This is a genomic window from Bacillus sp. M5A3_1b, from assembly GCF_053345335.1.
Genome location: NZ_JBKEZY010000003.1, coordinates 37,288 through 61,993, shown reverse-complemented (window position 1 = coordinate 61,993; position 24,706 = coordinate 37,288). Strand labels below are relative to the sequence as shown.

32 protein-coding genes are annotated in these 24,706 nt (G+C 36.1%); 18 read left to right on the top strand and 14 right to left on the bottom strand.

Annotation, left to right across the window (positions count from 1 at the left end; genetic code table 11):
* Positions 1–18: 18 nt before the first annotated feature.
* On the bottom strand, positions 19–510 hold the full coding sequence (locus ACLBWW_RS10000; protein ID WP_000665102.1) for a phosphatidylglycerophosphatase A family protein: 492 nt from the start codon (positions 508–510) through the stop codon (positions 19–21).
* 120 nt (positions 511–630) lie between these two features.
* Between ACLBWW_RS10000 and yutH the strand changes: the two genes are divergently transcribed.
* Positions 631–1,632 carry a spore coat putative kinase YutH gene (gene yutH / locus ACLBWW_RS09995; protein WP_048528362.1) on the top strand — a complete coding sequence of 334 codons (1,002 nt, stop codon included), beginning with the start codon at positions 631–633 and terminating at the stop codon, positions 1,630–1,632.
* 60 nt (positions 1,633–1,692) lie between these two features.
* Here the strand turns inward: yutH and ACLBWW_RS09990 are convergent, their stop codons facing one another.
* Positions 1,693–1,908, bottom strand: coding sequence for a hypothetical protein (locus tag ACLBWW_RS09990; RefSeq protein ID WP_001125489.1), 216 nt, complete (start codon positions 1,906–1,908; stop codon positions 1,693–1,695).
* Between the two features lie 191 nt (positions 1,909–2,099).
* Entirely contained in the window at positions 2,100–2,336 is a 237-nt protein-coding gene (locus ACLBWW_RS09985) for a NifU family protein (RefSeq protein ID WP_000431158.1), read from the bottom strand.
* A gap of 206 nt (positions 2,337–2,542) precedes the next feature.
* Here ACLBWW_RS09985 and ACLBWW_RS09980 point away from each other — a divergent pair, with 206 nt between their 5' ends.
* The 5 genes from ACLBWW_RS09980 to phnA all read left to right on the top strand — a co-directional run bounded on the left by ACLBWW_RS09980 (position 2,543) and on the right by phnA (position 6,156).
* Positions 2,543–2,851 carry a YuzD family protein gene (locus ACLBWW_RS09980; RefSeq protein WP_000248590.1) on the top strand — a complete coding sequence of 103 codons (309 nt, stop codon included), beginning with the start codon at positions 2,543–2,545 and terminating at the stop codon, positions 2,849–2,851.
* Positions 2,820–3,698: a nucleotidyltransferase domain-containing protein gene (locus tag ACLBWW_RS09975; protein ID WP_088110444.1), complete on the top strand. Its 879-nt coding sequence runs from the start codon at positions 2,820–2,822 to the stop codon at positions 3,696–3,698. The genes ACLBWW_RS09980 and ACLBWW_RS09975 overlap by 32 nt, the downstream gene beginning before the upstream one ends.
* Positions 3,699–3,795: 97 nt before the next feature.
* The gene (locus tag ACLBWW_RS09970) at positions 3,796–4,473 is read left to right on the top strand and encodes a CPBP family intramembrane glutamic endopeptidase (protein ID WP_048542288.1); all 678 of its coding nucleotides are present in this window, start codon (positions 3,796–3,798) and stop codon (positions 4,471–4,473) included.
* 312 nt (positions 4,474–4,785) lie between these two features.
* Positions 4,786–5,580, top strand: a complete 795-nt coding sequence (locus ACLBWW_RS09965) for a DUF2628 domain-containing protein (RefSeq protein ID WP_098152401.1) — start codon at positions 4,786–4,788, stop codon at positions 5,578–5,580.
* A gap of 234 nt (positions 5,581–5,814) precedes the next feature.
* Complete coding sequence (phnA, locus tag ACLBWW_RS09960; protein ID WP_048528370.1) at positions 5,815–6,156, top strand: alkylphosphonate utilization operon protein PhnA; 342 nt, start codon at positions 5,815–5,817, stop codon at positions 6,154–6,156.
* 196 nt (positions 6,157–6,352) lie between these two features.
* On the opposite strand, the gene ACLBWW_RS09955 is transcribed toward phnA, so the two are convergent.
* The 4 genes from ACLBWW_RS09955 to ACLBWW_RS09940 form a co-directional block, all read right to left on the bottom strand.
* Positions 6,353–7,150, bottom strand: coding sequence for an ABC transporter permease (locus tag ACLBWW_RS09955; RefSeq protein WP_048542284.1), 798 nt, complete (start codon positions 7,148–7,150; stop codon positions 6,353–6,355).
* Positions 7,134–7,793, bottom strand: a complete 660-nt coding sequence (locus ACLBWW_RS09950; RefSeq protein WP_048542282.1) for an ABC transporter ATP-binding protein — start codon at positions 7,791–7,793, stop codon at positions 7,134–7,136. The genes ACLBWW_RS09955 and ACLBWW_RS09950 overlap by 17 nt, the downstream gene beginning before the upstream one ends.
* Before the next feature lie 55 nt (positions 7,794–7,848).
* Positions 7,849–8,022: an aspartyl-phosphate phosphatase Spo0E family protein gene (locus tag ACLBWW_RS09945; protein WP_001054620.1), complete on the bottom strand. Its 174-nt coding sequence runs from the start codon at positions 8,020–8,022 to the stop codon at positions 7,849–7,851.
* 233 nt (positions 8,023–8,255) lie between these two features.
* Positions 8,256–9,326 (bottom strand): NAD(P)/FAD-dependent oxidoreductase, encoded by a 1,071-nt coding sequence (locus ACLBWW_RS09940; protein WP_447614018.1) that lies wholly within the window; start codon positions 9,324–9,326, stop codon positions 8,256–8,258.
* Between the two features lie 350 nt (positions 9,327–9,676).
* Between ACLBWW_RS09940 and ACLBWW_RS09935 the strand changes: the two genes are divergently transcribed.
* The 3 genes from ACLBWW_RS09935 to ACLBWW_RS09925 all read left to right on the top strand — a co-directional run bounded on the left by ACLBWW_RS09935 (position 9,677) and on the right by ACLBWW_RS09925 (position 11,414).
* Positions 9,677–9,916: a YuzB family protein gene (locus ACLBWW_RS09935; RefSeq protein ID WP_000595024.1), complete on the top strand. Its 240-nt coding sequence runs from the start codon at positions 9,677–9,679 to the stop codon at positions 9,914–9,916.
* 237 nt (positions 9,917–10,153) lie between these two features.
* Positions 10,154–11,020 (top strand): diaminopimelate epimerase, encoded by an 867-nt coding sequence (gene dapF / locus ACLBWW_RS09930; protein WP_048542278.1) that lies wholly within the window; start codon positions 10,154–10,156, stop codon positions 11,018–11,020.
* 40 nt (positions 11,021–11,060) lie between these two features.
* Positions 11,061–11,414 carry a HesB/IscA family protein gene (locus ACLBWW_RS09925; protein ID WP_000573828.1) on the top strand — a complete coding sequence of 118 codons (354 nt, stop codon included), beginning with the start codon at positions 11,061–11,063 and terminating at the stop codon, positions 11,412–11,414.
* A 145-nt stretch (positions 11,415–11,559) separates the two neighbouring features.
* Here the strand turns inward: ACLBWW_RS09925 and ACLBWW_RS09920 are convergent, their stop codons facing one another.
* The gene (locus ACLBWW_RS09920; RefSeq protein WP_048542276.1) at positions 11,560–12,123 is read right to left on the bottom strand and encodes a GNAT family N-acetyltransferase; all 564 of its coding nucleotides are present in this window, start codon (positions 12,121–12,123) and stop codon (positions 11,560–11,562) included.
* Positions 12,124–12,346: 223 nt separating this feature from the next.
* Between ACLBWW_RS09920 and ACLBWW_RS09915 the strand changes: the two genes are divergently transcribed.
* From ACLBWW_RS09915 to ACLBWW_RS09905, 3 genes are all read left to right on the top strand, one after another.
* On the top strand, positions 12,347–12,688 hold the full coding sequence (locus ACLBWW_RS09915; protein ID WP_001224266.1) for a hypothetical protein: 342 nt from the start codon (positions 12,347–12,349) through the stop codon (positions 12,686–12,688).
* Positions 12,675–13,313, top strand: coding sequence for an O-methyltransferase (locus ACLBWW_RS09910; RefSeq protein WP_048542274.1), 639 nt, complete (start codon positions 12,675–12,677; stop codon positions 13,311–13,313). Before ACLBWW_RS09915 ends, ACLBWW_RS09910 begins: the two co-directional genes overlap by 14 nt.
* Before the next feature lie 105 nt (positions 13,314–13,418).
* Positions 13,419–13,772 carry a YxeA family protein gene (locus ACLBWW_RS09905; protein ID WP_048542271.1) on the top strand — a complete coding sequence of 118 codons (354 nt, stop codon included), beginning with the start codon at positions 13,419–13,421 and terminating at the stop codon, positions 13,770–13,772.
* 28 nt (positions 13,773–13,800) lie between these two features.
* Here the strand turns inward: ACLBWW_RS09905 and ACLBWW_RS09900 are convergent, their stop codons facing one another.
* A complete protein-coding gene (locus ACLBWW_RS09900; RefSeq protein ID WP_048542270.1) occupies positions 13,801–14,262 on the bottom strand; it encodes a DUF523 domain-containing protein in 462 nt (153 codons plus the stop codon).
* A gap of 80 nt (positions 14,263–14,342) precedes the next feature.
* Between ACLBWW_RS09900 and ACLBWW_RS09895 the strand changes: the two genes are divergently transcribed.
* Positions 14,343–15,224 carry a helix-turn-helix domain-containing protein gene (locus ACLBWW_RS09895; protein ID WP_048542267.1) on the top strand — a complete coding sequence of 294 codons (882 nt, stop codon included), beginning with the start codon at positions 14,343–14,345 and terminating at the stop codon, positions 15,222–15,224.
* A gap of 17 nt (positions 15,225–15,241) precedes the next feature.
* On the opposite strand, the gene ACLBWW_RS09890 is transcribed toward ACLBWW_RS09895, so the two are convergent.
* The 3 genes from ACLBWW_RS09890 to ACLBWW_RS09880 all read right to left on the bottom strand — a co-directional run bounded on the left by ACLBWW_RS09890 (position 15,242) and on the right by ACLBWW_RS09880 (position 18,256).
* Positions 15,242–16,489: an MFS transporter gene (locus ACLBWW_RS09890; RefSeq protein WP_048542266.1), complete on the bottom strand. Its 1,248-nt coding sequence runs from the start codon at positions 16,487–16,489 to the stop codon at positions 15,242–15,244.
* A 175-nt stretch (positions 16,490–16,664) separates the two neighbouring features.
* Positions 16,665–17,141 carry a GyrI-like domain-containing protein gene (locus ACLBWW_RS09885; RefSeq protein ID WP_048542265.1) on the bottom strand — a complete coding sequence of 159 codons (477 nt, stop codon included), beginning with the start codon at positions 17,139–17,141 and terminating at the stop codon, positions 16,665–16,667.
* A gap of 125 nt (positions 17,142–17,266) precedes the next feature.
* On the bottom strand, positions 17,267–18,256 hold the full coding sequence (locus tag ACLBWW_RS09880) for an NAD(P)/FAD-dependent oxidoreductase (RefSeq protein ID WP_048542263.1): 990 nt from the start codon (positions 18,254–18,256) through the stop codon (positions 17,267–17,269).
* A gap of 462 nt (positions 18,257–18,718) precedes the next feature.
* Here ACLBWW_RS09880 and ACLBWW_RS09875 point away from each other — a divergent pair, with 462 nt between their 5' ends.
* From ACLBWW_RS09875 to pepA, 5 genes are all read left to right on the top strand, one after another.
* Positions 18,719–19,927, top strand: coding sequence for an NAD(P)/FAD-dependent oxidoreductase (locus ACLBWW_RS09875; RefSeq protein ID WP_000856605.1), 1,209 nt, complete (start codon positions 18,719–18,721; stop codon positions 19,925–19,927).
* A 123-nt stretch (positions 19,928–20,050) separates the two neighbouring features.
* Positions 20,051–20,557 carry an NUDIX hydrolase gene (locus ACLBWW_RS09870; RefSeq protein WP_048542261.1) on the top strand — a complete coding sequence of 169 codons (507 nt, stop codon included), beginning with the start codon at positions 20,051–20,053 and terminating at the stop codon, positions 20,555–20,557.
* Positions 20,554–20,871 (top strand): YuiB family protein, encoded by a 318-nt coding sequence (locus ACLBWW_RS09865; protein ID WP_048542259.1) that lies wholly within the window; start codon positions 20,554–20,556, stop codon positions 20,869–20,871. Before ACLBWW_RS09870 ends, ACLBWW_RS09865 begins: the two co-directional genes overlap by 4 nt.
* An 86-nt stretch (positions 20,872–20,957) precedes the next feature.
* Positions 20,958–21,584 (top strand): 3D domain-containing protein, encoded by a 627-nt coding sequence (locus ACLBWW_RS09860; protein WP_000920109.1) that lies wholly within the window; start codon positions 20,958–20,960, stop codon positions 21,582–21,584.
* A gap of 307 nt (positions 21,585–21,891) precedes the next feature.
* The gene (pepA, locus tag ACLBWW_RS09855; RefSeq protein ID WP_098152406.1) at positions 21,892–23,379 is read left to right on the top strand and encodes a cytosol aminopeptidase; all 1,488 of its coding nucleotides are present in this window, start codon (positions 21,892–21,894) and stop codon (positions 23,377–23,379) included.
* Positions 23,380–23,618: 239 nt separating this feature from the next.
* On the opposite strand, the gene ACLBWW_RS09850 is transcribed toward pepA, so the two are convergent.
* Entirely contained in the window at positions 23,619–23,978 is a 360-nt protein-coding gene (locus tag ACLBWW_RS09850) for a hypothetical protein (RefSeq protein ID WP_223265760.1), read from the bottom strand.
* A 90-nt stretch (positions 23,979–24,068) separates the two neighbouring features.
* Positions 24,069–24,677, bottom strand: coding sequence for a sporulation-specific diadenylate cyclase CdaS (cdaS, locus tag ACLBWW_RS09845; RefSeq protein WP_447614017.1), 609 nt, complete (start codon positions 24,675–24,677; stop codon positions 24,069–24,071).
* Positions 24,678–24,706 lie beyond the last annotated feature (29 nt).

The window sequence follows — 24,706 nt, the reverse complement described above, 5'->3', positions numbered from 1 at the left end:
ACGGTCTTTCATATTTTATTATTCCGAATGATCAGCTCGGTGCGCTAAACGGCTTGAAGCAGCGGCAGCGATTCCGCCAACGATATCATCAAGGAATGTGTGCACCTTTCCAGTTGATTTATCATTTAAGTATTCTAAAATACCAGGTTTTAATTTATCGATATATCCAAAGTTCGTGAAACCGATAGAGCCGTACACATTAACGATAGAAAGTGCGATCACTTCATCAATTCCGTATAAGCCTTCATCACGTTTTACGATATCTTGTAACGGCTCACTTAACATTCCTTTTTCAGCAAGGACATCGAGTTCGATACCAGTAATCAGTGCGTTTTGTACTTCACGTTTTGATAATACACGCTCAACGTTATAACGGCATTCTGACATCTCTAAATTTGGATGATATTTTTTTTGAAGAAAATGAACAAGCTCAGCAATATCGTCAATTGTTACACCACGTTCTTGTAATAGTTGTAATGCTCTTTCTTGTAGTTGATTTGATTCTTTCATGTTTATCACCTTTTTTTCTTTTTAGTATTTGTATACGTTTCGTTGCTTTATCATGTGCATAGGAATGAAAGGCGAGCACAAGCTCATATATATAAAGAAAAACCATAGGTGGCGACTGCGATGATTCATCATATTTATGAGCATTATCATATGCATGTTAAAGAATTAATCCCCCTTGGCCCCTATAAAAGCTTTTGGATTCGCAACAAAATTTATGTACTTGTTCCAATTGGAGAAATGGAGGAAGAAGTACTTGTAGAGATGAAAAAGCTCAGTGATTATATGAACCAGCAAGGGGATATAACTGTAGCGACTTTCGTTCCGACTATACACGGGTACTATGTAAGTGAGATAGAAGAACAAAATTACTGCTTATTAAAAGGTATGCGTGCGTTAGAACGACATGCTACATCATTAGGAAGTGAGCTTTCTATATTCCATAAACGAGGTGCATTCTTTCCAGAAGAAATCGAGCAATTAAGCCGCATAGGCGAATGGAAAGCGTTATGGGAAAAAAGGCTCGATCAATTAGAAAAGTTTTGGCAATCACAAGTGATGAACCACCCTACAGACGTATTCGATCAATTGTTTATTGAATCCTTCCCGTATTACTTAGGAGTTGCAGAAAATGCAATTCAGTATGTTGTCGATACAGAGATGGATGATACGCCGCAACTGACTGATGCAGCAACAATTTGCCAAGAACGATTCACACCTTTATTATGGCATCAAACGAAGCGTCTCAAACTTCCTTTCGATTGGGTGTATGATCACCCAACTCGAGATATGGCAGAATTAATTCGCTATATGATGATAGAAAAAAAGAAAGACTGGGAGCAAACAATCGTTCAATTTGTTACAGATTATGAACGGAATTATTCGCTATCCTCATTTGGTTGGCGCCTATTATTTGCAAGGCTCCTGTTTCCGCTTCACTACTTTGAAACAGTCGAACGATATTACCAAACGGGAAATGAAGAACAAAAAAGCATATATAGAGATCGCTTAGAAGCCATTTTACACGATGTGAACCGCTCTGAGCAATTTATGAAGCACTTTTATGGCTCACTTCGTTTACCAGTCGATAAGTTAGGGATTAGGAAATTAGATTGGCTATCTTAAAATATAAAAAAGAGACCGATTAAGGTCTCTTTTTTATATATCACAATTGTATGTAATACATTATGCCCCTACCTGTTGATCTGCACATATATTTAAAATGAATTGATGTCTTTCGATTTTTTCATTTACTTTACTCAATAATTCTTGCTGAATTTCTTTAAATAAAAATTGATAACTTGCATTCCATGTTGGTATAACGGATGAAAGGTCTAATAAATACTCTTTTTTCTTTTCTAGTTCTTGAATTGTTAAGAAAGTGTTCCCCATTTTTGGCATGTGTCGTCCCCCTATGTTTTTTACTTTTATATGTGTGAACGATTCTATAGTATTAATTATCTCACTTTTTGAGAATGATTTCCAATTTTGTTTTATGATGTTAAAGGAGAAGTGTTTTTTGAATAAAAAAAGAGACCCAAATGGGTCTCTTTCTAGGAAGCGATTTTGAACGAGCCGCTTCCGCTTTTAGATTAAAATACTTGTTCTACTTCAATAACGCCTGGTACTTCTTCTAGTAATGCGCGTTCGATACCAGCTTTTAGTGTGATTGTAGAACTTGGGCAGCTTCCGCAAGCACCCATAAGGCGTAATTTTACGATACCTTCTTCAATGTCTACTAATTCAACGTCTCCGCCATCGCGAAGTAAGAATGGACGTAATTTATCTAATACTTCTAGTACTTGTTCTTCCATATGTGGGTTTTCCATTTTTATCGACTCCTTTCATCAGTTTTATTATAATCAAGATAGAGGGGAAAATCTATTTTTTCTGTTCTTGTTTTAATGTCGAAATTTTTTATCATGTTTACAACGTGTTTTTTCAGTATAGGGGTATGGAATAAGTTTGTAAAATGATGTGCTTATGTACTAAGACATCTGAATATACTGTTGAAACAAGAAGTGGGGGAGAAGAAATGGTTAATGTGCAAGTGTATGGGACGAAAGTAATTTGTGCGAGCTGCGTTGGAATGCCATCTTCAACAGAAACATTTGAGTGGCTACAAGCGGCGATTGGTCGTAAATATGAAGGACAAGAAAATAAATTTAATTTCGAGTATATTGATTTTCAAGAAGAACAAGAAGATGAAGATAAAAAAGCATTCGCAGAGCGCGTAGTGGAAGAAGATTTATTTTATCCGGTCGTTCTTGTAAATGGGGAAATTGTTGGAGAAGGAAATCCTCGTTTGAAGGATGTTTACGAAGAAATCGAGAAATATTTATAAAACAGGAAGCCTTTGCGAATTTGCGAAGGCTTTTTTTATTGGAGGGATAGATGTGCAAAATGGAGTGAAGCATGCGTTACCAACGGAAGTACAACAGTTAATGGAGCGGTACAAAATAGAATTAAAAGAAATTTTTTTAGATGAGAAAATAGTCGGGGTATATATTTACGGGTCCATTGCACTCGGTGCATTTCATGCAGAAACGAGCGATGTTGATTTTGTTACGGTAATAAATGATTCTGTGAATGAAGCTGAAAAACAGCAACTTGTAGAACTTCATAAGAAACTTAGTGGTAGTACGTTAGGCAAAAGAATGGACGGTATGTATATTCCGCTTGCTGATTTAGGGAAATACAATGATGAACTGAATGAGTACGTGTATTGTGCAGATGGTAAAGCGAATGTAGGTCATTGGGATATTAATGCGGTCACATGGTGGACATTGAAAAATCAAGGTATTACAGTTACCGGGAAAGAAGCGGAAGATCTTTCGTTTCAAATAAAGTGGGACGATGTAGTCAATACGATGAAATACAACGTAGAACAGTACTGGAGTGAAAAAGCGAAGCAGCCGTATTTATTTTTCATAGAAGAGTGGGTAGAATCAGCTGTCGTTACGATGGGCCGTATTTTATATACACTAGATCATAAAACAATCGTTTCAAAAGATAGTGGATTGCAATACTTGTTAGAATGTTCAGGTGAAGAATGGGAGATTTTATTAAAAGAAGTAGCGAGAATACGGCAAAATCCAAAAGAAAAGCGAATGCTCTCAAGGTGGAGAAGAGCAGATATGACGAAAAGGTACTTATTGCATTTAATTGAAACATGTAGAGAGAAATGGTAGGGAAAAAACAGACGATACAGTAGATTGTATCGTCTGTTTTTGTGTTAAAAATGGTATATAATGGTTTAAAAGGTTTGATTATACTGGAGGGGATAGGATGAATACAGAATTAGCTACTTATGAAGAAAAGAATGTAGTAATGAGTATGCGCGAAGTAATTAGCATGATAATAATTATTTTTGGGGTAATGTATGGAATCGGTTTTTTGAACCTTATATATGACTCTTCCTTATATCCATGGTATGTAGATCATCTTATTCCGCCTTTAACATTTCTTACTATTATTTTAATATATTCACCAGCGAGAAATTACTGTTTACATTTATTAAAATCAATACAGTTTAATAATTTAAAACATTATGTAACGATAGTAATGACGATGATCGTACTGCTTATATATCTTGCGGTATTAAATTTAGTTTTACCGCATGGGCTTCGTGTGAATGAATCTAATCTAGTAATAGAGCCTACTAAAAGTGAAATCATTTTATACGTAGTTGTACTCACCACTTTTGCACCAATTTGGGAAGAACTTTTATTTCGGGGGATGTTTTTCACGAAATTATCTCAGCGCTTTTCTACACTTAGTAGTGCCGTTATAAGTGCTGTTATCTTTACTTTAGGTCATCCCCTTACAGTAGGGAGTGTTTTATATATTTTTGGTGGTGGTATATGTTTAGCTTATACGTATAAGAAAACAAATAACTTACTCGTCCCATGGGGGATTCATTTATTAAATAATGCATTTTTTATATTAGTAAATTTTCAACTATAAAAAGATGCCTTTTTGAAAAGGGCGTCTTTTTGTAGTGTCTTTACACACATTGTGTAGAGACAAGGTAATACAAAATATAAATAGTTTCATGTGAAACATTTTATTATCAAATATACAAAATGATTAACTTAGTGTATTAAACCTATTATTCATAAGTATTCTAATATATTTAAAAGTAAAATGGAATAATAAACGGGTAATTGTCGGAATATATTCAATTTCTGTTCATTTTTATGAAATATATGTACTTTTTGTTAGAATCCTTCTTTTTATTTCTATAAAATACACGTATGTAGAAATGAGAAAAGGATGATGTACGTGAAGGACACTGTTTTACAAGAAATAATTTCTCCGCAACAGTTACATACAGTCGTTCAAAAGAATACGGCGTATTATGACTTTAAGTGGGGCAAAGTAGAAAATCCAGCGCAAGGGAATACGTGGAATTGGGTAGCCTTTTTCTTCCCAACTTTTTGGTTAGCTTATCGTAAAATGTATAAGTTGTTTATTATACTTATGTTATTATCCGTTCCTAGTATACTTATACCGCCTTTTATAGACATTCCAGATGGGATTTTTTTATCAATTAGTTTAGTTTTTCAATTAGGAATGATGATATTTACTGGATGGCAAGGAAACCGTTTATATTATAAGCATGCTGTTCGTATTTTACATAAGGGAGAAAATATGCCTGATCATGAGAAGGCGTATTACTTACAATTAAAGGGTGGCGCTAGTTTTGCTGGCATGATTGGTTTACAAGTTATAGTGACGATAGTATTTGGTGGAGCTATGTTTGGACTTTCCCTTTTATCAACTGAGCCGAACATTAAAAATGTTGTTCGTTCAAGTGGTGAAGGTGTTACTTTAGAGATTATGACGGATAATCCAACGTGGAAGCTTGTAAAGAAAGAAAAAGATTATGATGTAGTAGAATTTACCGGTTATGATTATACAGAGAAGAAAAACGTGAAAATAAAATTTGCTGTTTATTTCGATGAAGAGTATTTCGAGTGGCAAGAGGTATATGAAAATAATAAGAAGTTAAGTGAAGAAGAGTTAGAAGAGTATCAATTTTATATTGAAGAAAATGGTTTGGGGTTCTAGTGAGAACCCGTTCATTTTGAAAAGAAGAATCTTGTGAAGGTTCTTCTTTTTTATTGGAAACACCATACGAATTAAAAATTTGTAAAATACAATAAAAAATGAGAATTCCAGGTAGGCTTGTCAATAACGTGAGACTATGGCACTATAAAGAAATGCTATACAAATTTTATTTATCGAGATGTAAACATCAATTTTGATTTTTACGTATAAATAATGAACGGAGGAAATGAATTTATGGCTACTTTACCTAATTGTCCAAAATGTAATTCAGAATATACGTATGAGGATGGCGTTCTTTTCGTATGTCCAGAATGTGCTCATGAGTGGGGCCAAGAAGCAGAAACTGAAAATAATGATGGTGCAAAAGTTGTAAAAGATGCGAACGGAAACGTTCTTCAAGACGGCGATGCTGTTACTGTCATTAAAGATTTAAAAGTAAAAGGAACTTCTTCAGTTGTGAAGATCGGTACGAAAGTAAAAAGTATCCGTCTAGTTGATGGCGATCACGATATCGATTGCAAAATCGACGGTTTCGGAGCAATGAAGTTAAAATCACAATTCGTGAAGAAGGCGTAAGTAAAAGAGGAGGCGAATAGGCCTCCTCTTTTTATTATGTCATTTTTTGTCGGTAAGTCGATATTCCTTGTCGAATCGCCGATATATTTCAAAAATCGTTGATATATTTTGAGTTATGATAGATATATTCGAAAAATCGTCGATATAATTTCACTCACCGAGAACGGTGCAACATTTACCAAGCGAGAGTTACGATTCACTTCGCAGCATAGTCAATCTCTTTCAACTGACACCGCTTATTAAAGAATGTTTTATATCCAAGCTGTAAGAAGATAATAACAGCAAAAGCAGTGCTTCCTGAAATACCAAGTATAATGGCGATTTGATATTGAATGGCTGTAAATGGTGATACACCAGATAAGATTTGACCAGTCATCATGCCTGGTAAGCTTATAATCCCCATTCCGACCATAGAATTGATTGTTGGTAAAATAGCAGAGTCAAAAGCGTCTCGAATGAGCGGAGCAGCAGCTTCTTTCGGTGTTGCGCCGAGCATAAGTGCACCTTCAATTTGACCTCTTTGCGATTTCATATTATTTAAGAACGTATTTGCACCGAGAGAAACGCCAGTCATCGCATTCCCAACTAACATTCCTGTAATAGGGACGATATATTGCGGAGCATACCAAGGGTCATGACCGATAATAACAAAGATAAATAGTAGAAGTGGCCCAATTGATCCGGCGACCATGGAAAGGGCGGCTACTCGTTTTAATTCTTTAGACATTGGGATGTTAACCCGTTTATAAATATTAAAAATTGCAAAGGTAGTAATAGAAGTAATAAGAGCAATTGTATAAAATGGATTACTGTTTTCAAATACGTATGTAAGGACATATGCAACAAGTACGAGCTGAATCGTCATACGGAATGTTGCGAGCGCGATTTGTTTTTCGCGAGGTATTCCTTTTAATTTTACAAGTCCAATTAAAATAAGAATAAAAATATAGGCAGCGGCAAGTTGCCAAATTTGGAGTTCAATAACGCCCTTCAACTGAGAGCACTTCCTTTCTAGTTGCACCGTTTGCTTTAGTAATCTCAATAATATCGTCTGCAATTTCTTCTGGAAGTTGTTGTGAGTGTGTAATGAAGATAACTGTTTTTTTCTTTTCTCTTGCTAGCATAGTAAATTGTTTCATAACGCGGCGTTCTGTATCGCTATCTAGTGCCGAGGTTGGTTCATCTAATAAATAAACAGGTGAATCCATAAGTACGATACGTGCAAAAGCAAGTCGTTGTTTTTCTCCGCCTGATAATGAATCAGCGTTGTCTTCTAATTTTTTTTCTAAGCTAACAGTCGTTAATGCGCTTCGCAAGGCATCGTCATTTGGAAATGGTTTTTCAGAAAAACGAAGTCCCATTAATAGATTGTCTTTAATCGTTCCATCAAAAAGAGGTGGCGTTTGCCCAAGCATAACTACGTCACGACGTAATTGAATAGGCGGATAATCAGAAATTAACTTTCCGTTATATTCAATTGTGCCGGATGTTGGAGATTGTAAATCGTTTAACATGCGAAGCAACGTGCTTTTTCCGCTGCCGCTTTCACCTATAATACAAGTGACCTTTTCTTTTTGAATCTGTAAATAAGGAATGTGTAGTATATCTTTATATGTAACGTCTTTTAATATAAACATAAATCGCTCCTTTCTGATTCTAGTTATATCGTATCAAAAAAAGAGGGGGAAATGGTTATAACGAACAACGTTTTTTCTTCGTCTTGAGTTCTATTAATAAGTTAAGTAAACGATCTAATTCTTGGCTGAAAGAAATCACTTTATCATGAGTGAATCCGTACTTTTCAACGAGATAGATCAATTCTTTCTTCTTCGCTTCTATTCGATCGTTTAGTTTCGTTAAGTTCATAAGTGAAATGGAATACCTCCTGTAAAAGTATTTACAACATAAAAAATAAGACCGAATGACTTCGGTCTTAAAGGAAATAATAAAACAACTTATGAATAGCATACACTGTTTATCAATAGTTTTTAATATAAAAATGAAAAATAAATCATTATACATATTGAGAAAAATGTGTCTGATAATTTTTAAAAACTGATGCAAAGAGGCTGCCTACATAGTAGACAGCCTGTAAAGTATTAACCTTTATGATATTTGTACATCCAAAGAAGACCGGATTTTAATAATCTCGGTACACGTCCCATTAATGGTTGGTTTGCTAGTAAACCGAAGCCGTGCTTCTTACCAAGAGAGCCGAGAACACCTTTTAATTTAATTACAGGTAGTTCGTCAGGAAGTGGTTCATTATTCCAACGTTTTAATAATATTTGGACAATTTGTTCTCCTTGACCTTCAGCAAGTTGTGCAGATGGAGCGTGTGGAAGTGCTGCGCAATCTCCTACAACATACACGTGCTCGTTATTTGGAATATTGTGATATTTTGTTAAAACAACCCGTCCGCTACCATCTTGTTCAACTGGAAGGTTTCGAACAACTTCATTTGCTTGAATACCAGCTGTCCAGACGATTGCATCACATTCAAGTGGTTCATCGTGGTTGTACACAATATTTGGTTCTACTTTTGTAATGTTAGAGTTTCGTATAATAGTAACCTTATGTTTTACGAACCATTCTTCTACGTATCTACTTAATTTCTCTGGATATGGGAATAGAATTCTATCTTTTCGATCAAATAAGTGAATTTTTAAATCAGAACGGCTTTCGCGAAGTTCACTTGCAACTTCAACGCCACTTAATCCAGCACCAACGACAGCTACTGTTGCGTTTGGTTCTAGACTATTTAATTGTTCATATGTCTTACGTGTTTGTTCAATCGATTGTAGGCTATGTGTATATTCCTTCGCCCCAGGAACGTTATGATATTTATCCTCACAGCCAAGACCGATAATTAAATCATCATATGGGATCGCTTCGCCGCCATCGAGATGAACAGCTTTTTTTTCGAGATCAATATTTGTTATTGTGCCGTATTGAATATTGAGGCGTGGGTGCTCGGGAAACGGTATACGAATATGTGTTTCTGAAATAGTACCCGCAACTAATGCATAATATTCAGTTTTGAAGCAATGGTATGGTACTTTGTCGATTAATGTCACTTGTACATCATCTGGAAGTTGGTTGCTTGGAAGTAGCCGCTGTAGAATTCTCATTCCCCCGTAGCCGCCACCCAGTATTACGAGGTGTTTCATGATGGATTACCCCTTTTCTGTTGAAATATCCCCTAATCACACAATTTTATATTAATAAAATATTTTGACTTTACTCAATCAAATTATATCGAATTTGTGAACAAATAACAATGCATGAATGAATACTCTGTTGTACAATAAGAAGAAAAGTAAAGTAAACTGTTTTGCCTTTGTAGTTACCATTTCATTGCAAGTAGCATGTTATATAAAATAAGTCCATCTACTTTGAAGTGAAATAGTGAAGTAACTAAATAGTTTAGAATATATAACGAAAACAACAAGAGACAGCTTAGTTTTCTTCTTATAGATAGTCAGAAGGTAATTTGTTTTGTAGTACAGGGGGGAGAATTTTGATTAAACCATTAATTGAATTTTGTGTAGGTAACCTTGCGAGTGGTTCACAAGCAGCTTTAGAGAAATTAGAAAAAGATCCGAATTTAGATGTAATGGAATATGGTTGTTTAGGATATTGTGGTATTTGTTTTGAAGGGCCGTTTGCACTTGTAAATGGTGAAGTCGTACAAGGTGCTACAGTAGAAGAACTTGTCCATAATGTATATGAGTATTTGGATGAAAATCCAATGTTTTAAGGTGTTGCAATCAGCAGCACCTTTTTCTATTAGATAAAATCTTCTTTCGCGGGGGAGGATAATATTGTATGTAAATAAAAAAGGCCCTTGTAGAAGGGCTTTTTTCTTACACAATTTGTGCAAGAATGGCTCATCGCCAAATGTTGTCAAATATGAGAAACGGGGGACATTCATATTGTGTTCTAAAAGCATGCATTTTATACTTAAAATAACAAACTATTTTTGGAGTGAATACAAATGAGCCAATTTTCTTTTACAAAAATGCATGGTCTTGGCAATAGTTATATATATGTAAATATGTTTGAAGAACAAATTCCTGAAGAAGATTTAGTTCTTGTGGCGGAAAAGGTTTCCAATATTAATACTGGTATTGGAGCAGATGGAATGATTTTAATTTGTCCATCTGACGTAGCTCCGGTGAAAATGCGCATGTTTAATAATGATGGTTCAGAAGGAAAGAGCTGTGGTAACGGTTTACGCTGCGTAGCGAAATATGCGTATGAGCATAAACTAGTAGAAGAAACAGTTTTCACAATTGAAACGTTAGCTGGTATTGTAACGGCGGAAGTAACGGTAGAAGAAGGGAAAGTTACATTAGCGAAAATCGATATGGGAGCACCGCGTTTAACACGTGCAGAAATACCGATGCTTGGTGAAGGTGAAACACCATTTATTCGTGAAAACTTCTTATACAATAATCATCGTTACGCATTTACAGCTGTTTCAATGGGGAATCCGCATGCGGTTATTTTTGTGGATGATGTAGAGCAAGCACCTCTTACAACACTTGGTCCAGTTCTGGAGACACATGAAATGTTTCCAGAGCGAGTAAATGTTGAATTCATCGAGATTTTGAATGATGCAGAGATGAACTTCCGCGTTTGGGAACGAGGATCTGGTGTAACACAAGCTTGCGGAACAGGGGCGTGTGCTGCGGTTGTAGCCTCTATTTTAAATGGAAAGATGGAACGTGGTAAGGAAATTACAGTTCATTTAGCTGGCGGCGATTTAATGATTGCATGGACAGAAGAAGGCAATGTGTTAATGAAAGGACCAGCGGAAGTAATTTGCCGCGGAGTGTATGAGTACAAGATAGAAGCGTAAAGATGTATAATAGAATGAGAACAGAAAGGATGTGTATTTCATGATTGAAGTAACAGAACAAGCAGCTTTTCAAATTAAAGATATGTTAAAAGATGCTGAAGATGGAGAGAAGTACGTGCGCCTTGCTGTACATGGCGGCGGATGTACTGGCCTTTCTTACGGATTAGGATTTGAAGTAGAACCAAAAGAAGACGACACAGTTCTTGAATTTTTCGGTGTTGAATTTGTTATCGATAAAGAAAGTGCTCCAATTGTTAAAGGAGTAAAAATTGATTATAAACAATCTATGCTTGGCGGCGGATTCACAATCGACAATCCAAACGCAATCGCATCATGCGGATGTGGATCATCTTTCCGTACAGCGACGAATGCTGGTAAGCCGGAAGAGTGCTAAGCTTTTAGCAGAAATAGAGAAAGACCTTTTTAGCGATGAAATAAAATCGTTAAGGAGGTCTTTTCTTTTGTCGTAAAAAATCAAAACGTCGCCTTCCAAATTTAGAAACCGAACTTAAGATATGTTGCACAATGAATTTTAAAATCTAATTTATCTTTGCAAAGATGCAAGTATCAATTAGTTGTTTACCGTCAGCTGAAAGATCTTCATTACGTAATATCCCTTCAAGCTCAAAACCTAGTTTTTCAGGAATCGCACGACTTTTCGTGTTATTACATTCACATCGTATTTCAATCCTTCTAAATTTGAATAACTGAAATCCAAGGTTTATTAACGCACTTACTGTTTCTGTCATATATCCATTGCCACCAAATTGCGTGTTAATCCAGTATCCAATTTCACATTTAGAAACCTTCCAATCAATTGCGTGAAGGCTAGCAGTTCCAATAAAATCATTTGTCTCCTTATGATAGATAAGATAGCGGAAGCTTTCTCTTTTCAAAAAATCTATATGCGCATTTCTCAGGAGAATTTCCGTTTCTTCAACAGTAGGAATTGACTGGAATAAAAGCAGCCATTGTTTTAATTCACTAATTGAATCTTTAATAGCTTGGTGTACTACATTTCCTTCACCAGCTTGAAGTGGTGCCCGAAGAATGAGTCTGTCTGTTTCTATTTGTAACGGAACATCTAATAAAATAGGATTCATATTATTTCTCCTCTCAAAAGCTAGAAAACAATAAATATATATTCCATTCATCATTTAGAAATCCCTTTTCACATATTGAAAACGAAACCGCTACTTAGAAAGGAGTTAAATGATTCCTTTTTAATTAGCGGTTTTTCTTTTGTTTTGACATTTCGTATACAAACGTATACACTTTTGAATAACGAAATAAATGTATACATTTGTATACAAAGGGGGATTTGAAATGAGAAAAGATAAGTTCATGAAAGAAGGACACCACCGTGGTGAGCGTCATAAAGGGAGAGATGGATCGCATCATCGCGGACCGAAAACATTTCGCCGCGGGAGAGCAATTGCCTTTTTAGAAATGATGAATTTGAAACGAGCGACAATTAAACAACAGTTAAGTGAGCCAGAATTCCAGTCAATTCAGCAAATTTTAATCGGGGAATTAAAGGCAATTGATATGGTTATTAATGAATTTACACAACTATTTGAAATACATGAGAGTGAAACAGAAGAAGCGCCTACGTTAGATGAGAAGGCAAATCTAGAGCAAGGGACTGCATCTGATGAAACAAATTAATCGTTATATCGATTCAGTGTTTTGTGATCAAGATGCTCTTTTGGATGAAGTGATTGCTTCCATAAAAGAAAACGAAATGCCGCCGATATCGGTATCACCTTCTTCGGGGAAACTTTTAACGATGTTAGTTTCCATTTCTGGAGCGAAAGATGTATTAGAAATAGGTGCATTAGGTGGGTATAGTGGCATTTGTCTTGCGAGAGGTTTTGGAGAAGAAGGTACGTTAACTTCACTTGAACTAGAAGAGAAATACGTAGAGGTAGCGCATCGTAATTTACATAAAGCGGGATTTGGAAAACAAGTGTCGTATATGACTGGTGCTGCTTTACAAAGTCTTGAGAAATTAGTCACAAGTAATAAGCGATTTGATTTCTTCTTTATCGATGCCGATAAGGAGAATTATGAAAATTATTTAACATACTGTATTGAGCTTGCTAATCCAGGTGCTGTAATTGTTACAGATAATGTTTTAGCTGGTGGTAGTGTAGCTGATGAAAGTGCGAAACAAAAACGTTATACAGAAGTTATGAAGAAGTTTAATGAAGTAGTAGCAACTCATCCAAGTTTAGAGTCCGTACTTATTCCAATTGGTGATGGGATGACGGCTTCTAAAGTGAAGAAATAATTATTATCTTACAAAAGTGTAATGTTCATGTCATGTTTTTGAATTTCTTCTTTAAAGCTTAGGCTTTAAGATAACAATATAAGAAAAACACATGAGGTGAAGGAAATGAAAAGATATATTGCACTTTTTAGTATTTTAGTTGTATTTGCAAGCCTATTAGTTGGCTGTGATTTAAATCGTATGGGTAAAGACGAGTATTATGTTCAAATTACAGTAGATGGAAAAGAGTATAATGGTAAGTCTGATAACGGAGAGCCATACAAACATTTTGAGTATAAATTAAAAGGGTTTGATAAAGACGGAAAAGAAAAAGAATTAGAATTTAATGCTCAAAAAAATCTTCGTAAAGATGCATTCTTACGTGTATACTATTCAGATAAAAAAGGTGTATCAGCTTGGGAAGAAGTAAAGAAAGATGAGCTTCCTGCGAAAGTGAAAGAAAAACTAGGTGCAAAATAAGAAAGAAAAAAGGAATTGACGAACAGGGTCAATTCCTTTTTATATTCTCAAAATCCTCTTCTGAAATGACTTTAAATCCATGTCTTTTGAGTAAAGCAGTTGTTACCCCGTAACCAATTTGTTTATTGCCGTTAAACTCTCCGGTGTAAATCGTTGAACTACCACAAGATGGACTGCGTTCTTTCAAAATAATATATTCAGGATGTAAACCTTTCATTTGTTCTAGAGCTTTATAAGCGCCATTTACAAATGCTTCTGTGACATCTTCACCGTCTTTTGTCATCACTTTTGCTTTTCCATCCAAAACGTCATCGCCATTCCCGCCAATAATTTCAGCTGAGGGACGAGGCGTTGGCAATCCTCCTAATACTTCAGGGCAAACAAGTAAGGTATCTTCTCTTTGTAATAACTCCTCTATTTTTGAAACGAGATTGTCATTTCCATCATACCGACAAGCGATACCACCTAAACAAGCGCTAATTACGATCATATTTTCATCTCCACTAAAAAAATATTAAATATCACGCCAATTTCTCTTCCTGCTTCTTACCTATAAATGAGGTGATAAAAATGGGAAGCTTATATAATTTAATGAAACCATATAGTGAATTTCGAAGTAAAGAAGAGTTTAATACATATCAAAAACAAGTTTTGAAGTGCTATCGATTTCAATTGAATAAAACGGATGTTATTATTATTCATTTTTTAGGAAAGTATGCAGTGAATGAGAAACAGAAAACAGTGGGAGTTGCTTGTCCGTTAATGGAGACGATTGCTACAAATATTGGAAAAAGTATTCGTACAGTGCGCCGTTCAATTGCAAAATTAGAGGAGCTAGGAATTATAAAACGTGTTGCGACAAAAGAAAGATATAAGCGCGGTGGATATAGTGCGAACTTATATGTATTTCTTACATCTGCAATTGACCGTATGGATGACCGTATGAAACTGTCCGCATGTGAAAGTGAGGATCGTGCAGATGGCTGTAGTAAAAATGAGCAAAAAAGTGAAGGGGAAACAATTCTTTTTAAAAACATTCCACAAATAAAAGAGAATAGAAAAGAAACGTACGAACTTGATGAGACGTATTGCCGTCACGATATACCGAAGCCTTTTATATACGCACTTGTGCCGATGACGCGTAATCCGAAAAAGATTAATATATTTTGGAGTAAGGTGGAACTAGCATATAAAAAGAGCGGGTTACTAGAGCAAGGTGTTTTACTGGAGCAAATATTAGCTGATGACGAAGTGTATGGAAACTTCATTTGGCGAGTGAAGAGTGTTGTGAGAGCGTATAAATACGGGGAAATCCGTAAAAATGTGAAGGCTCTTTTATACAGTACAGTGCGGGATCTATTTTTAGAGGTTGGATTAGAATGGGGAGCAGCTGTGAGAAGAAGTAAGGGGATACAGTTATTTGATCCGTTTAAAAAGGAGCCATGCGTATAACACATGACTCCAAGTAGTTAATCAAACTTCCTTACAACTGGAACACGAATCGCTACAAAGAGTACGAAGACGATAACGGCGATTGCACCGCTTTTCATAATGGTTACGATTGGAATTCCTATTGCAAGTGCGATTGATGTGAATGCATAAGAAAGCGGGATAAAGCCCATTGATGAGAGCATAAGTAAACTCATTACGCGTCCCATCATTTCTTCTTTTACTGTCGATTGAATCATTGCCATAAGCGGAACGATAGCCATTGCAATTGTAATACCGTAAAACATGCCAGCTAATAATGCTTGCCAAAGTACGGTGCTAAAGTTGATGGATAAGAAGAATACACCAGACAGTAGCATCATGATAATGCAAAATAGACCGCGTCTACGATTAATATTTTTTAAACCGACAATGACAGCGCCTATCGCCATTCCGCCTCCTACAGATGCTTCTAAGTAACTAAACTGAAGCGAGTCACCGTGCAGAACATTTTTAACAAAAAGCGGGAAACCGACTTGCATCGGACCGATTAAAAATAAGTTTAAAAAGGCACTACAAATAAGGAAGGTTGAAAGGAATGGTGATTCCTTTACATATAAGATGCCTTCTTTAATAGAAGTGAACATGCCTTTGTCTGTATTTTGCTGTTCTGGCATCGTAAATTGTATTTTTTGAACGAGTATGGCTGCGATGATCAGTAATAAAATCGTGATCGAAAAGATCGTTTCATAGTTCGTAAATTTGATAAGAATGCCGCCAAGTACAGGGCCTAAGATGACCGATGCTTGGTTTGTCATTTGTGTAAGTGAATTTGCTTGTGTTAAACGGCTTTTTTCTACAAGTTCAGGTAAGATAGATCCATCAGCTGACCAGAAAAAAGCATCAGCAAGCCCAAAGAATAAAGCGAATAAAGCAAATGTATATAGTGTTACATCACCTACGATGAACCATGTAAGGATGGTTGCGACGAGAATAGCACGAATAATATTAGAATAAAACATAATGTTTTTTTTCGGGAATTTATCAGCTACAGCACCGCCGATAATCATAAAAATAAGCCTTGGAACACTAAGAGCTACGAAAACAACACCGAGTGAAGCCTCAAGGTTTAATGTTTTTGCTATGTACCACGTTTGTGAAAAAGTAAAAAAGGCTAAAGCAAAACTTGAAAAAAGAGTAGCTGCCCAAAGGAAAAGGAAATTCGTATTTTTTAATAATGGTTTCGCATTTTCTTTTAAAGCAGATTTATTTTGTTGTAGTTCCTCCATATTGCTTCCTTTCTATGTGACAAATTTAAACTAAAAAACCTATTAACAATCGTTTTATACAGTTTCTAATATTTCTATACTGCACTTTCTCATTGTAGACAATAATGTTGAATTTGCACAGTGGCTATTTAGCGACAAAAAAGAAGATACCAAATGGTATCTTCTTTTTTGTCGTTCAGGCTAATGCAATATAAATATCCAATTGTCCGTTGGTTGGATCTGTTGCTTTTTCATCATAAAGCTCAAAGTCTGTTGTAAAAGCACGTTTGTTTTCTTTTGACCATTGCCAAATATATTCCCAAGCCTCACAAACGACTTCAGCAACTGGCCCCTTTCTCGTTGTAAATATCGCATATGTAGCAGCAGGTATTGTTAAAGTTGTCATATTTTCAGGTGCGTCTTCTAATGAAGAAACGGGCATACCGATCGTAAATTGATATGTACCAGTTTCATCTGATTCGTAATTTGAGTAGAACGCGAATGTTTCTTTCGTTTGTTGATTTGGGATGTGATGCATCATTTGTTCTTGGAAGTATTGGTTCCAAAGCCCTGGAATTTTTCCTTCAGTAGATGCCTCTATTTCATTTGTCGTCGTAATCGAAACGCCGATTGCTTGGAAAGCTTCTTTTTTTACTATAATAGGTTCTTTCATTTTAAAATATCCCCCTTATTAAACGGAACATTTGTTCTTATTTATTGTAACATATTTTGGAAGGGTACGGTAGCACAATAACAAAAGAACTCCTTCACGTAAAAGGAGTTCTTTTCATTTCTATATTAAAACATACTTGAGCTGTGCATCGGTTGAAGTTTTGCGTTTGGATCGAAGTAAGCTTTTGCATTGTTTACTGCTGTTGGTGCTTCACCGAAGCCGCAAGCAATGAGTTTTACTTTTCCTTCATATGTACAAATGTCACCAGCAGCATATATGCCAGGAATATTTGTTTCCATTTTCGAGTTCACGAGAATGCTGTTTTTTTGTATATCTAAGCCCCAGTTTTTAATTGGGCCAAGAGAGGAAACGAAGCCGTAGTTTACGATGACATCATCCACATCGATGATAATTTTTTCTTCTGTTTTTATATGCTGAAGAACGACTTGTTCAATGTTGTCATCACCAATGAGTTCTACTGGTATGTACGGTGTGCTTACTTCTGCACGAGAATTCATTAAGCTTTCTACGCTATGTTCATGTGCACGGAACTTATCACGGCGATGAACGATTGTAACTTTTTCAGCGATCGGCTCTAACATCATTGTCCAATCAACAGCTGAGTCGCCGCCGCCAAATACTACGACGCGCTTACCAGCAAATTTATTCATATCATCAACGAAATAATGTAAGTTTTTCTTTTCATACTTTGCTGTACCTTCTAATTCTAAGCGGCGTGGTTGGAAAGCACCATTGCCAGCAGTAATAATAACTGATTTAGAATAGTGAGTTTGCTTATTCGTAACAAGTTTAAATATACCGTCAGCTTGTTTCTCAAGCGTATCAACAGCTTCTTCTAAACAAACGGTTGGATCAAATTTCTTCATTTGCTCTTTTAAGTTATCAACTAGTTCTTGTGCGCGCACTTTTGGAAATCCAGCTACATCATAAATGTATTTTTCAGGGTAGAGTGCGGATAATTGTCCTCCAAGTTGAGGTAAGCTTTCAATGATTTTTACACTTGCTTGTCTCATACCGCCATAAAATGCTGTGAACAGCCCTGTTGGACCACCACCAATAATCGTTATGTCGTAAACTTTTTGATTTTCTGCCACTTTCATTCCCCCTATAGATGGAATTTTGATATTGATTTCATATATTGTTCATATGTACACGAAAATCCTGCAAATGATGACACTTTCAAATAAATGATAGCATATTTGAGTTCATAATACTTCTGAAAACGACTGAATTGTGTGTAAGTTTTCGCATAGATGCTTTTTTAATTGTATAAAATATGGTGAAAGGAAAATACATGAAAAAAAGGCTGAAAAACCCTTGAAAACGCTATGTTATTTTAAAATATTGATAATTCACCAGACGCTTGAATTCTGGAATAAAACCGACTAATATAGGGAAGTATTATGTTAAATTTCTATGACAAAATTCGTACGATTTTTTGACTGCGTTTTGTTATGATATAGAATGTGATAAATTCCACATTCTTGACAAATATAGTTTTTAGTACTTGGTATTATTTTTCATTACTATTATATAAAGAAAAGGGTTGTGATTTGGTGAAGACTCCAAAAATCGTAGTTTTAGGTGCAGGTTATGGCGGGATGATTACGACTGTTCGTCTGCAAAAAGCATTATCTGTAAATGAAGCTGAAATTACGTTAGTAAACAACAACAGCTATCACTACCAAGCGACTTGGTTACATGAGAGCGCAGCTGGTACATTACAAGATGAAAAAATCTGTCTAGATATTCAAGACGTTATTGATACAAATAAAGTGAACTTTGTACAAGACACAGTAGTAGAAATTAAAGCTGCTGAAAAACGCATCATCTTAAAAGACGGCGAGCTAGAGTATGACTACTTAGTAATCGGTCTTGGTTTCGAATCAGAAACATTCGGAATTACAGGATTAAAAGAGCATGCATTCTCAATTGCTAACATTAATGCAACTCGTGAAATTCGTGAGCATATGGAAGCTAGTTTCGCTAAATATGCAACTGAAAAGCGCGATGAGTTAGTAACAATCGTTGTTGGTGGTGCTGGATTTACTGGTATCGAGTACGTAGGTGAGCTTGCAAACCGTGTTCCTGAACTTTGCAAAGAGTACAATGTACCACGTGAAAAAGCACGTATTATCTGTGTAGAAGCTGCTCCAACAGCACTTCCAGGTTTCGATCCGGCATTAGTAGAATACGCTGTAAAACAACTTGAGAAAAAAGGTGTAGAATTCCGCATCGGTACAGCAATTAAAGAAGCAACTGAAGAAGGTATTATCGTTGCAAACGGCGATGATACTGAATTAATTAAGTCTGAAACAGTAGTTTGGGCTGCGGGTGTTCGTGGTAACGGTATTGTAGAAGAGTCTGGCTTTGAAGCAATGCGCGGACGTGTAAAAGTTGATGAGTACATGCACGCTCCAGGATACGAAGATGTATTTATGGTTGGTGACGCAGCGTTAATCATTAACGAAGAAATTAATCGTCCATACCCACCAACGGCACAAATCGCAATTCAAGAAGGTTACAACATTGCACACAACTTAACTGTGTTAGTTCGTGGTAAAGGCGAAATGAAAAAATTCGCATTCGACAATAAAGGATCTGTATGTTCTTTAGGTCATGACGATGCAATGGGCGTTGTTATGGGCAAAAAGTTAACAGGTTGGAAAGCTTCCTTCATGAAGAAAGTTATCGATAACCGTTACCTATTCTTATTAGGTGGACCTTTATTAGTTCTTAAAAAAGGTAAATTAAAGTTCTTTTAATATATAATAGAAAAAGCAGAAACGGCTAAGAGCTGTTTCTGCTTTTTTCATTTTAAAAATATAGTATAATATATAAAAAAGAAAGAATATTCTGTCCGTTCTAGTAGAGGAGGGTATTACATCATGGAGAAGCGAGGGAAAGTATGGCTAGCTGTTGGTGGCTTAGTAGCTACAAAAGATGGCAGGTGGCTGTTCGTTAAGAAAAAATATAGTGGATTAAAGGGGAAATGGTCATTGCCGGCTGGTTTTGTAAATGAAGGTGAGACGGTTGATGAAGCTGTGAAACGTGAAGTGTTAGAAGAGACAGGTATCGTCGCTCATGTGAAGGGGATCATTGGTGTTCGATCGGGCGTGATTCGCAATGAGATTAGTGATAATATGATTATTTTCCTTTTGGAGCCTGAAGGAGAAAACATTATTGTACAGGAGAAGGAATTGTCTGAAGTAGCATTTTTATATCCAGATACGATTGCGGACGATCCAAATACGTCGCTACTTATCAAATATTTGTTTGAAGGAAGATCAGAACTACATCTTGAGATGAACAAAACATTAGATCCAGGAGAGCAATTTGGTTATACAGCCTATCATGTATTTACGGCGCATGCGAAGGAGAGGGAGAAAGAGTGAGTATACCAGTACTACTTATTTCAATGATGTTATTTTTCATTTTGTTTTTTGGAATTGGATTTTTACTCAACATGATATTGCGAGCGACATGGGTAATGGTTATTGTGTATCCAATTGTTTGTATACTTATTGTTAATAAGGCGAGTGTGTGGGATTATTTTTCAAAGCCGAAAGAAACATTCTCTTCATTTGGGACAAGTATATCGCATTTAGGGCAGGCAGATGTGTTTATTCTATCTACTGGATTAGTAGGTGCTGCTTTAGCCGGAATTGTCATTAAGAAACTTCGGAAAAGCGGATATCAAATGTTTTAATCTCCAATTCATTTGGGGATTATTTTTTTGCATATTCCTTCATCGTATAGGGAATGATTAACGATGAAGGAGTGTGGAATATAAAAATGTTAAAACGATATTGTATTCGCATTATGATGACTTGTTTACTTGTATCCGCATTATGCGTAACATGGAATGCTTTCACAGGAGTTTCTTTATTAGAGATTGTAAAGAAATATGAGGGAACGAGTGCAAAAGAAGTACATGCAGCAGAAGTTAAGAGAAATGTTGCTCCGAGTAAAGAAGTGATAAATGCTTTAGAGCAGGCAAACGACTGGTCTAAATATCGTTCAATTGAAATGACTGCAACAGGTTATACGTCGGGAATTGAGTCAACTGGTAAGAGACCGGGACATCCGGAGTATGGTATTACATATTCAGGAGTTAAGGTGAAAAGGGATTTATATTCCACAATCGCTGCGGACTTACGCGTATTCCCAATTGGAACGATTCTATTCGTACCAGGTTATGGGTACGGTGTAGTAGCTGATAAGGGCGGTGCAATAAAAGGAAACCGTCTTGATCTGTATTATGATACGGTGAAAGATGTTTATAGCCAATGGGGTAAGAAAAAAGTGAATGTGTATGTAGTGAAAGTTGGAAATGGTAAGTTTTCAGAAGAAGAGTTAACGATGTTAAATCAAGACGAAACGATGCAAGTGTTTCGTGGTCAATATTTAAAACAAAGATAGTCTAGTGGTAATTACGCTAGACTTTTTTATTTGATAATAGAAGAAATGGAAGAAAGATGGATTACCCCGCTATTTGTGGGCAGTAAAACCCCACCTCAAAATTCAGCGAAAGCAAAGAAATTAGGCGGGGGGCGGGCTACCCGTAAAAGTCCGATTGGTGAAGGCTAATAATCAGTGGGGGATGAAGAAAAACACCACTGATTAAAGGTTCACTTTATATAGGATGCAACAGAAGTTAGAATTGTCGCATTTTATCGAAAATAAAGTTATAATAAAGGTAGAGTAGAGAAATTTAGGGGGTCTGAACATGTTTCAAGTACAAAAAGAATTAGCAAGCCACGAAGCGGTTATTGTTGCCTTATTTGAAGAAGAGAAAACGAGTAGTTTTGTACAAGAACTGGACAAAGCATTTGAAGGACAATTACAAGTTTTATTAGAAGAGAAAGAACTTTCTACTAAGAAGAAAGCTATTTCGAAAGTACATAGTTTAGGGAAAACAAATGTGAAACGTTATTATTTCGTTGGTTTAGGAAAGAAAGAATCTTATACGACAGAAACGTTACGTGCGGCTCTTGGTAAGGCGTTTAAAACGTTACAAGCAGCAAAAGTACAAGATGCAGCAATCTTACTTGATTCTTTCGTAACAGAGAAATTAGATGTGATTGATGTAGCTCATATAGCGGCAGAAGTACAAGGTCTTGGTACATATGAGTTACAAACGTATAAATCAGATAAAAAGGATCGTGTAGAGTTAGAGAAGTTCACGGCTATTACAGCGGAAGATGCACAAGAAATTGAAGCTGCATTAACAGTTGGCTACGTGCATGGACGCGCAACAAATTCGGCTCGTACACTTGTAAATATGCCACCAAACGTATTAACAGCGACGAAGCTTGCTGAGTATGCTGTTGAGTTAGCGGAAAAGTATGATATGGATTATAAAGTTCTTGAGAAAGAAGAGATGGAAGATCTTGGTATGGGTGCGTTACTTGCAGTAAACCAAGGTAGTACAGAGCCGCCAAAAATGATTGCTCTTATTTATAAAGGAAAAGAAGAGTGGACAGATGTCATTGGATTTGTTGGAAAAGGAATTACATACGATACAGGTGGTTATTCTTTAAAACCACGTGAAGGCATGGTCGGTATGAAAGGTGATATGGGCGGTGCTGCTGCTGTATTAGGTGCGATGGAAATTATCGGTGAACTTCGCCCAGAGCAAAATGTGATCGCTGTTATTCCATCAACGGATAACGTTGTAAGTGGTACAGCATTTAAGCCAGACGATGTAATTACATCTATGAGCGGAAAAACAATTGAAGTATTAAATACAGATGCAGAAGGTCGCCTTGCGTTAGCGGACGGTATTACGTATGCGAAAAAACTAGGTGCAAACTACCTTATTGATGTTGCGACATTAACAGGCGGTGTAATTGTTGCACTTGGAAATCATACGACAGGCGCAATGACAAACAATGAAGAGTTGTTTGAGCAAGTGCTAGAAGCTTCTATGGAAACGGATGAATCAATTTGGCAATTACCGATTTTTGATCGTGATAAAGAACGCGTTCGAAACAGTAAGTTTGCCGATTTAAATAACTCACCAGGCCGCGAAGGACATGCGGTTATGGCAGGTACATTCTTAGGTGAATTTGCTGAAGATACACCTTGGGTACACTTAGACATCGCTGGAACATCTGAAACGTCAGGAGCGCATGATTTAGGGCCGGCCGGGGCAACAGGTGCAATGGTACGTACACTTGCAACGTTTGTTGAAAGGTTTAGTGATGGAGAATAAGCAAAAAGATAAAGGTGAATGGTTGTTACAACTTATAAGCAATCATAAATGAAATAATAGCAAAGAAGATAATTGCATTGTTATTACTATGAGAAGTAAGTTTTTGATAACTGAATATTTTTATGAAGATGTTCCATATAAATTATTATTTTGTTTTAAACATTTATCCTGTAGTTTGATCCAAAGAAAATGACCTCCAAATGAATCGTAGATTCGTTCGAAGGTCATTTTTTAATAGTTTATTGATTATATCCGACAATTTTATTTGTATCGATATCGACGTACACTTCAACGTTTTTGGGATAGGACGTATCAGATGGGAAATGCACGAGGTAGACACTTCTCCCTTCATATTCTTCATTAAATTGACGGCTATTATATTTATGCAATATTGTTTTGATCATTGTTGCATTTTCCCAATCACCGATAATATATTGCTTTTCTTGATTGGATAGTTGATTCCAAACTGCCTTTTTTATGCCTTTTTCTGTTTCTTGATTTTGATAGGAAATGTCTTTCGAATTATTCGTATCGATGCAACCTGTAAAAGTGAAGCATACGAAGAGTATTGTAATAAATTGCTGTAATATGTTCTTCATGGCTAGCATATCGCCTCCCTGTTCCCAAACACTTCAATTAGCAGAAAGAAAATTCCTGCTATGCGAGGAAATATAAGTGTATTATATGTTTCATAATGAAAATGTATATAAGGTTCCATCTAAGGCAAATGACGTTATACCAGTTTCCTCAGATACAACAAAAATAAGTGCATCACTGACTTCAGAGAGTCCAATTGCTGCGCGGTGACGTGTTCCTAACTTTCGATTGGATGTCAAAGTTTGTTGCGATAAGGGTAGTATATTTGCTGCTGATATAATATGGTTATTATTTATAAGAACAGCACCGTCATGAAGTGAGTTTCCAGGGTAAAAAATAGATTCTAGTAACGGAACTGTTAAATGAGCCTGAATTTCTATACCAGATTGGATATATGCTTCTAATGATTTTTCTCTTTCTATAATAATAAGAGCTCCATGGCGTTTTTGAGATAATTGCCTGATTGCAGTTAATAGTTGGATATAGCAATCTGTATATGGTGATAAATATGTTTTGAGATAGTAAGAAGCGGTTGTTGATTGAATTTGTAATAGTAACTTATGTATATCTTCGACTTTACATAAAAGGCATTTATCATTGTTCTCTAATGTGCTTTGCATATCTTGAAGTGCAAGGGAAATATCTTTGATAATCTCTTGGATATGTTGTTGTATTTCTGGTTTAAGCGCCCATTCTTGCATTGTACCTCACCTTATTCGAGAATATATTT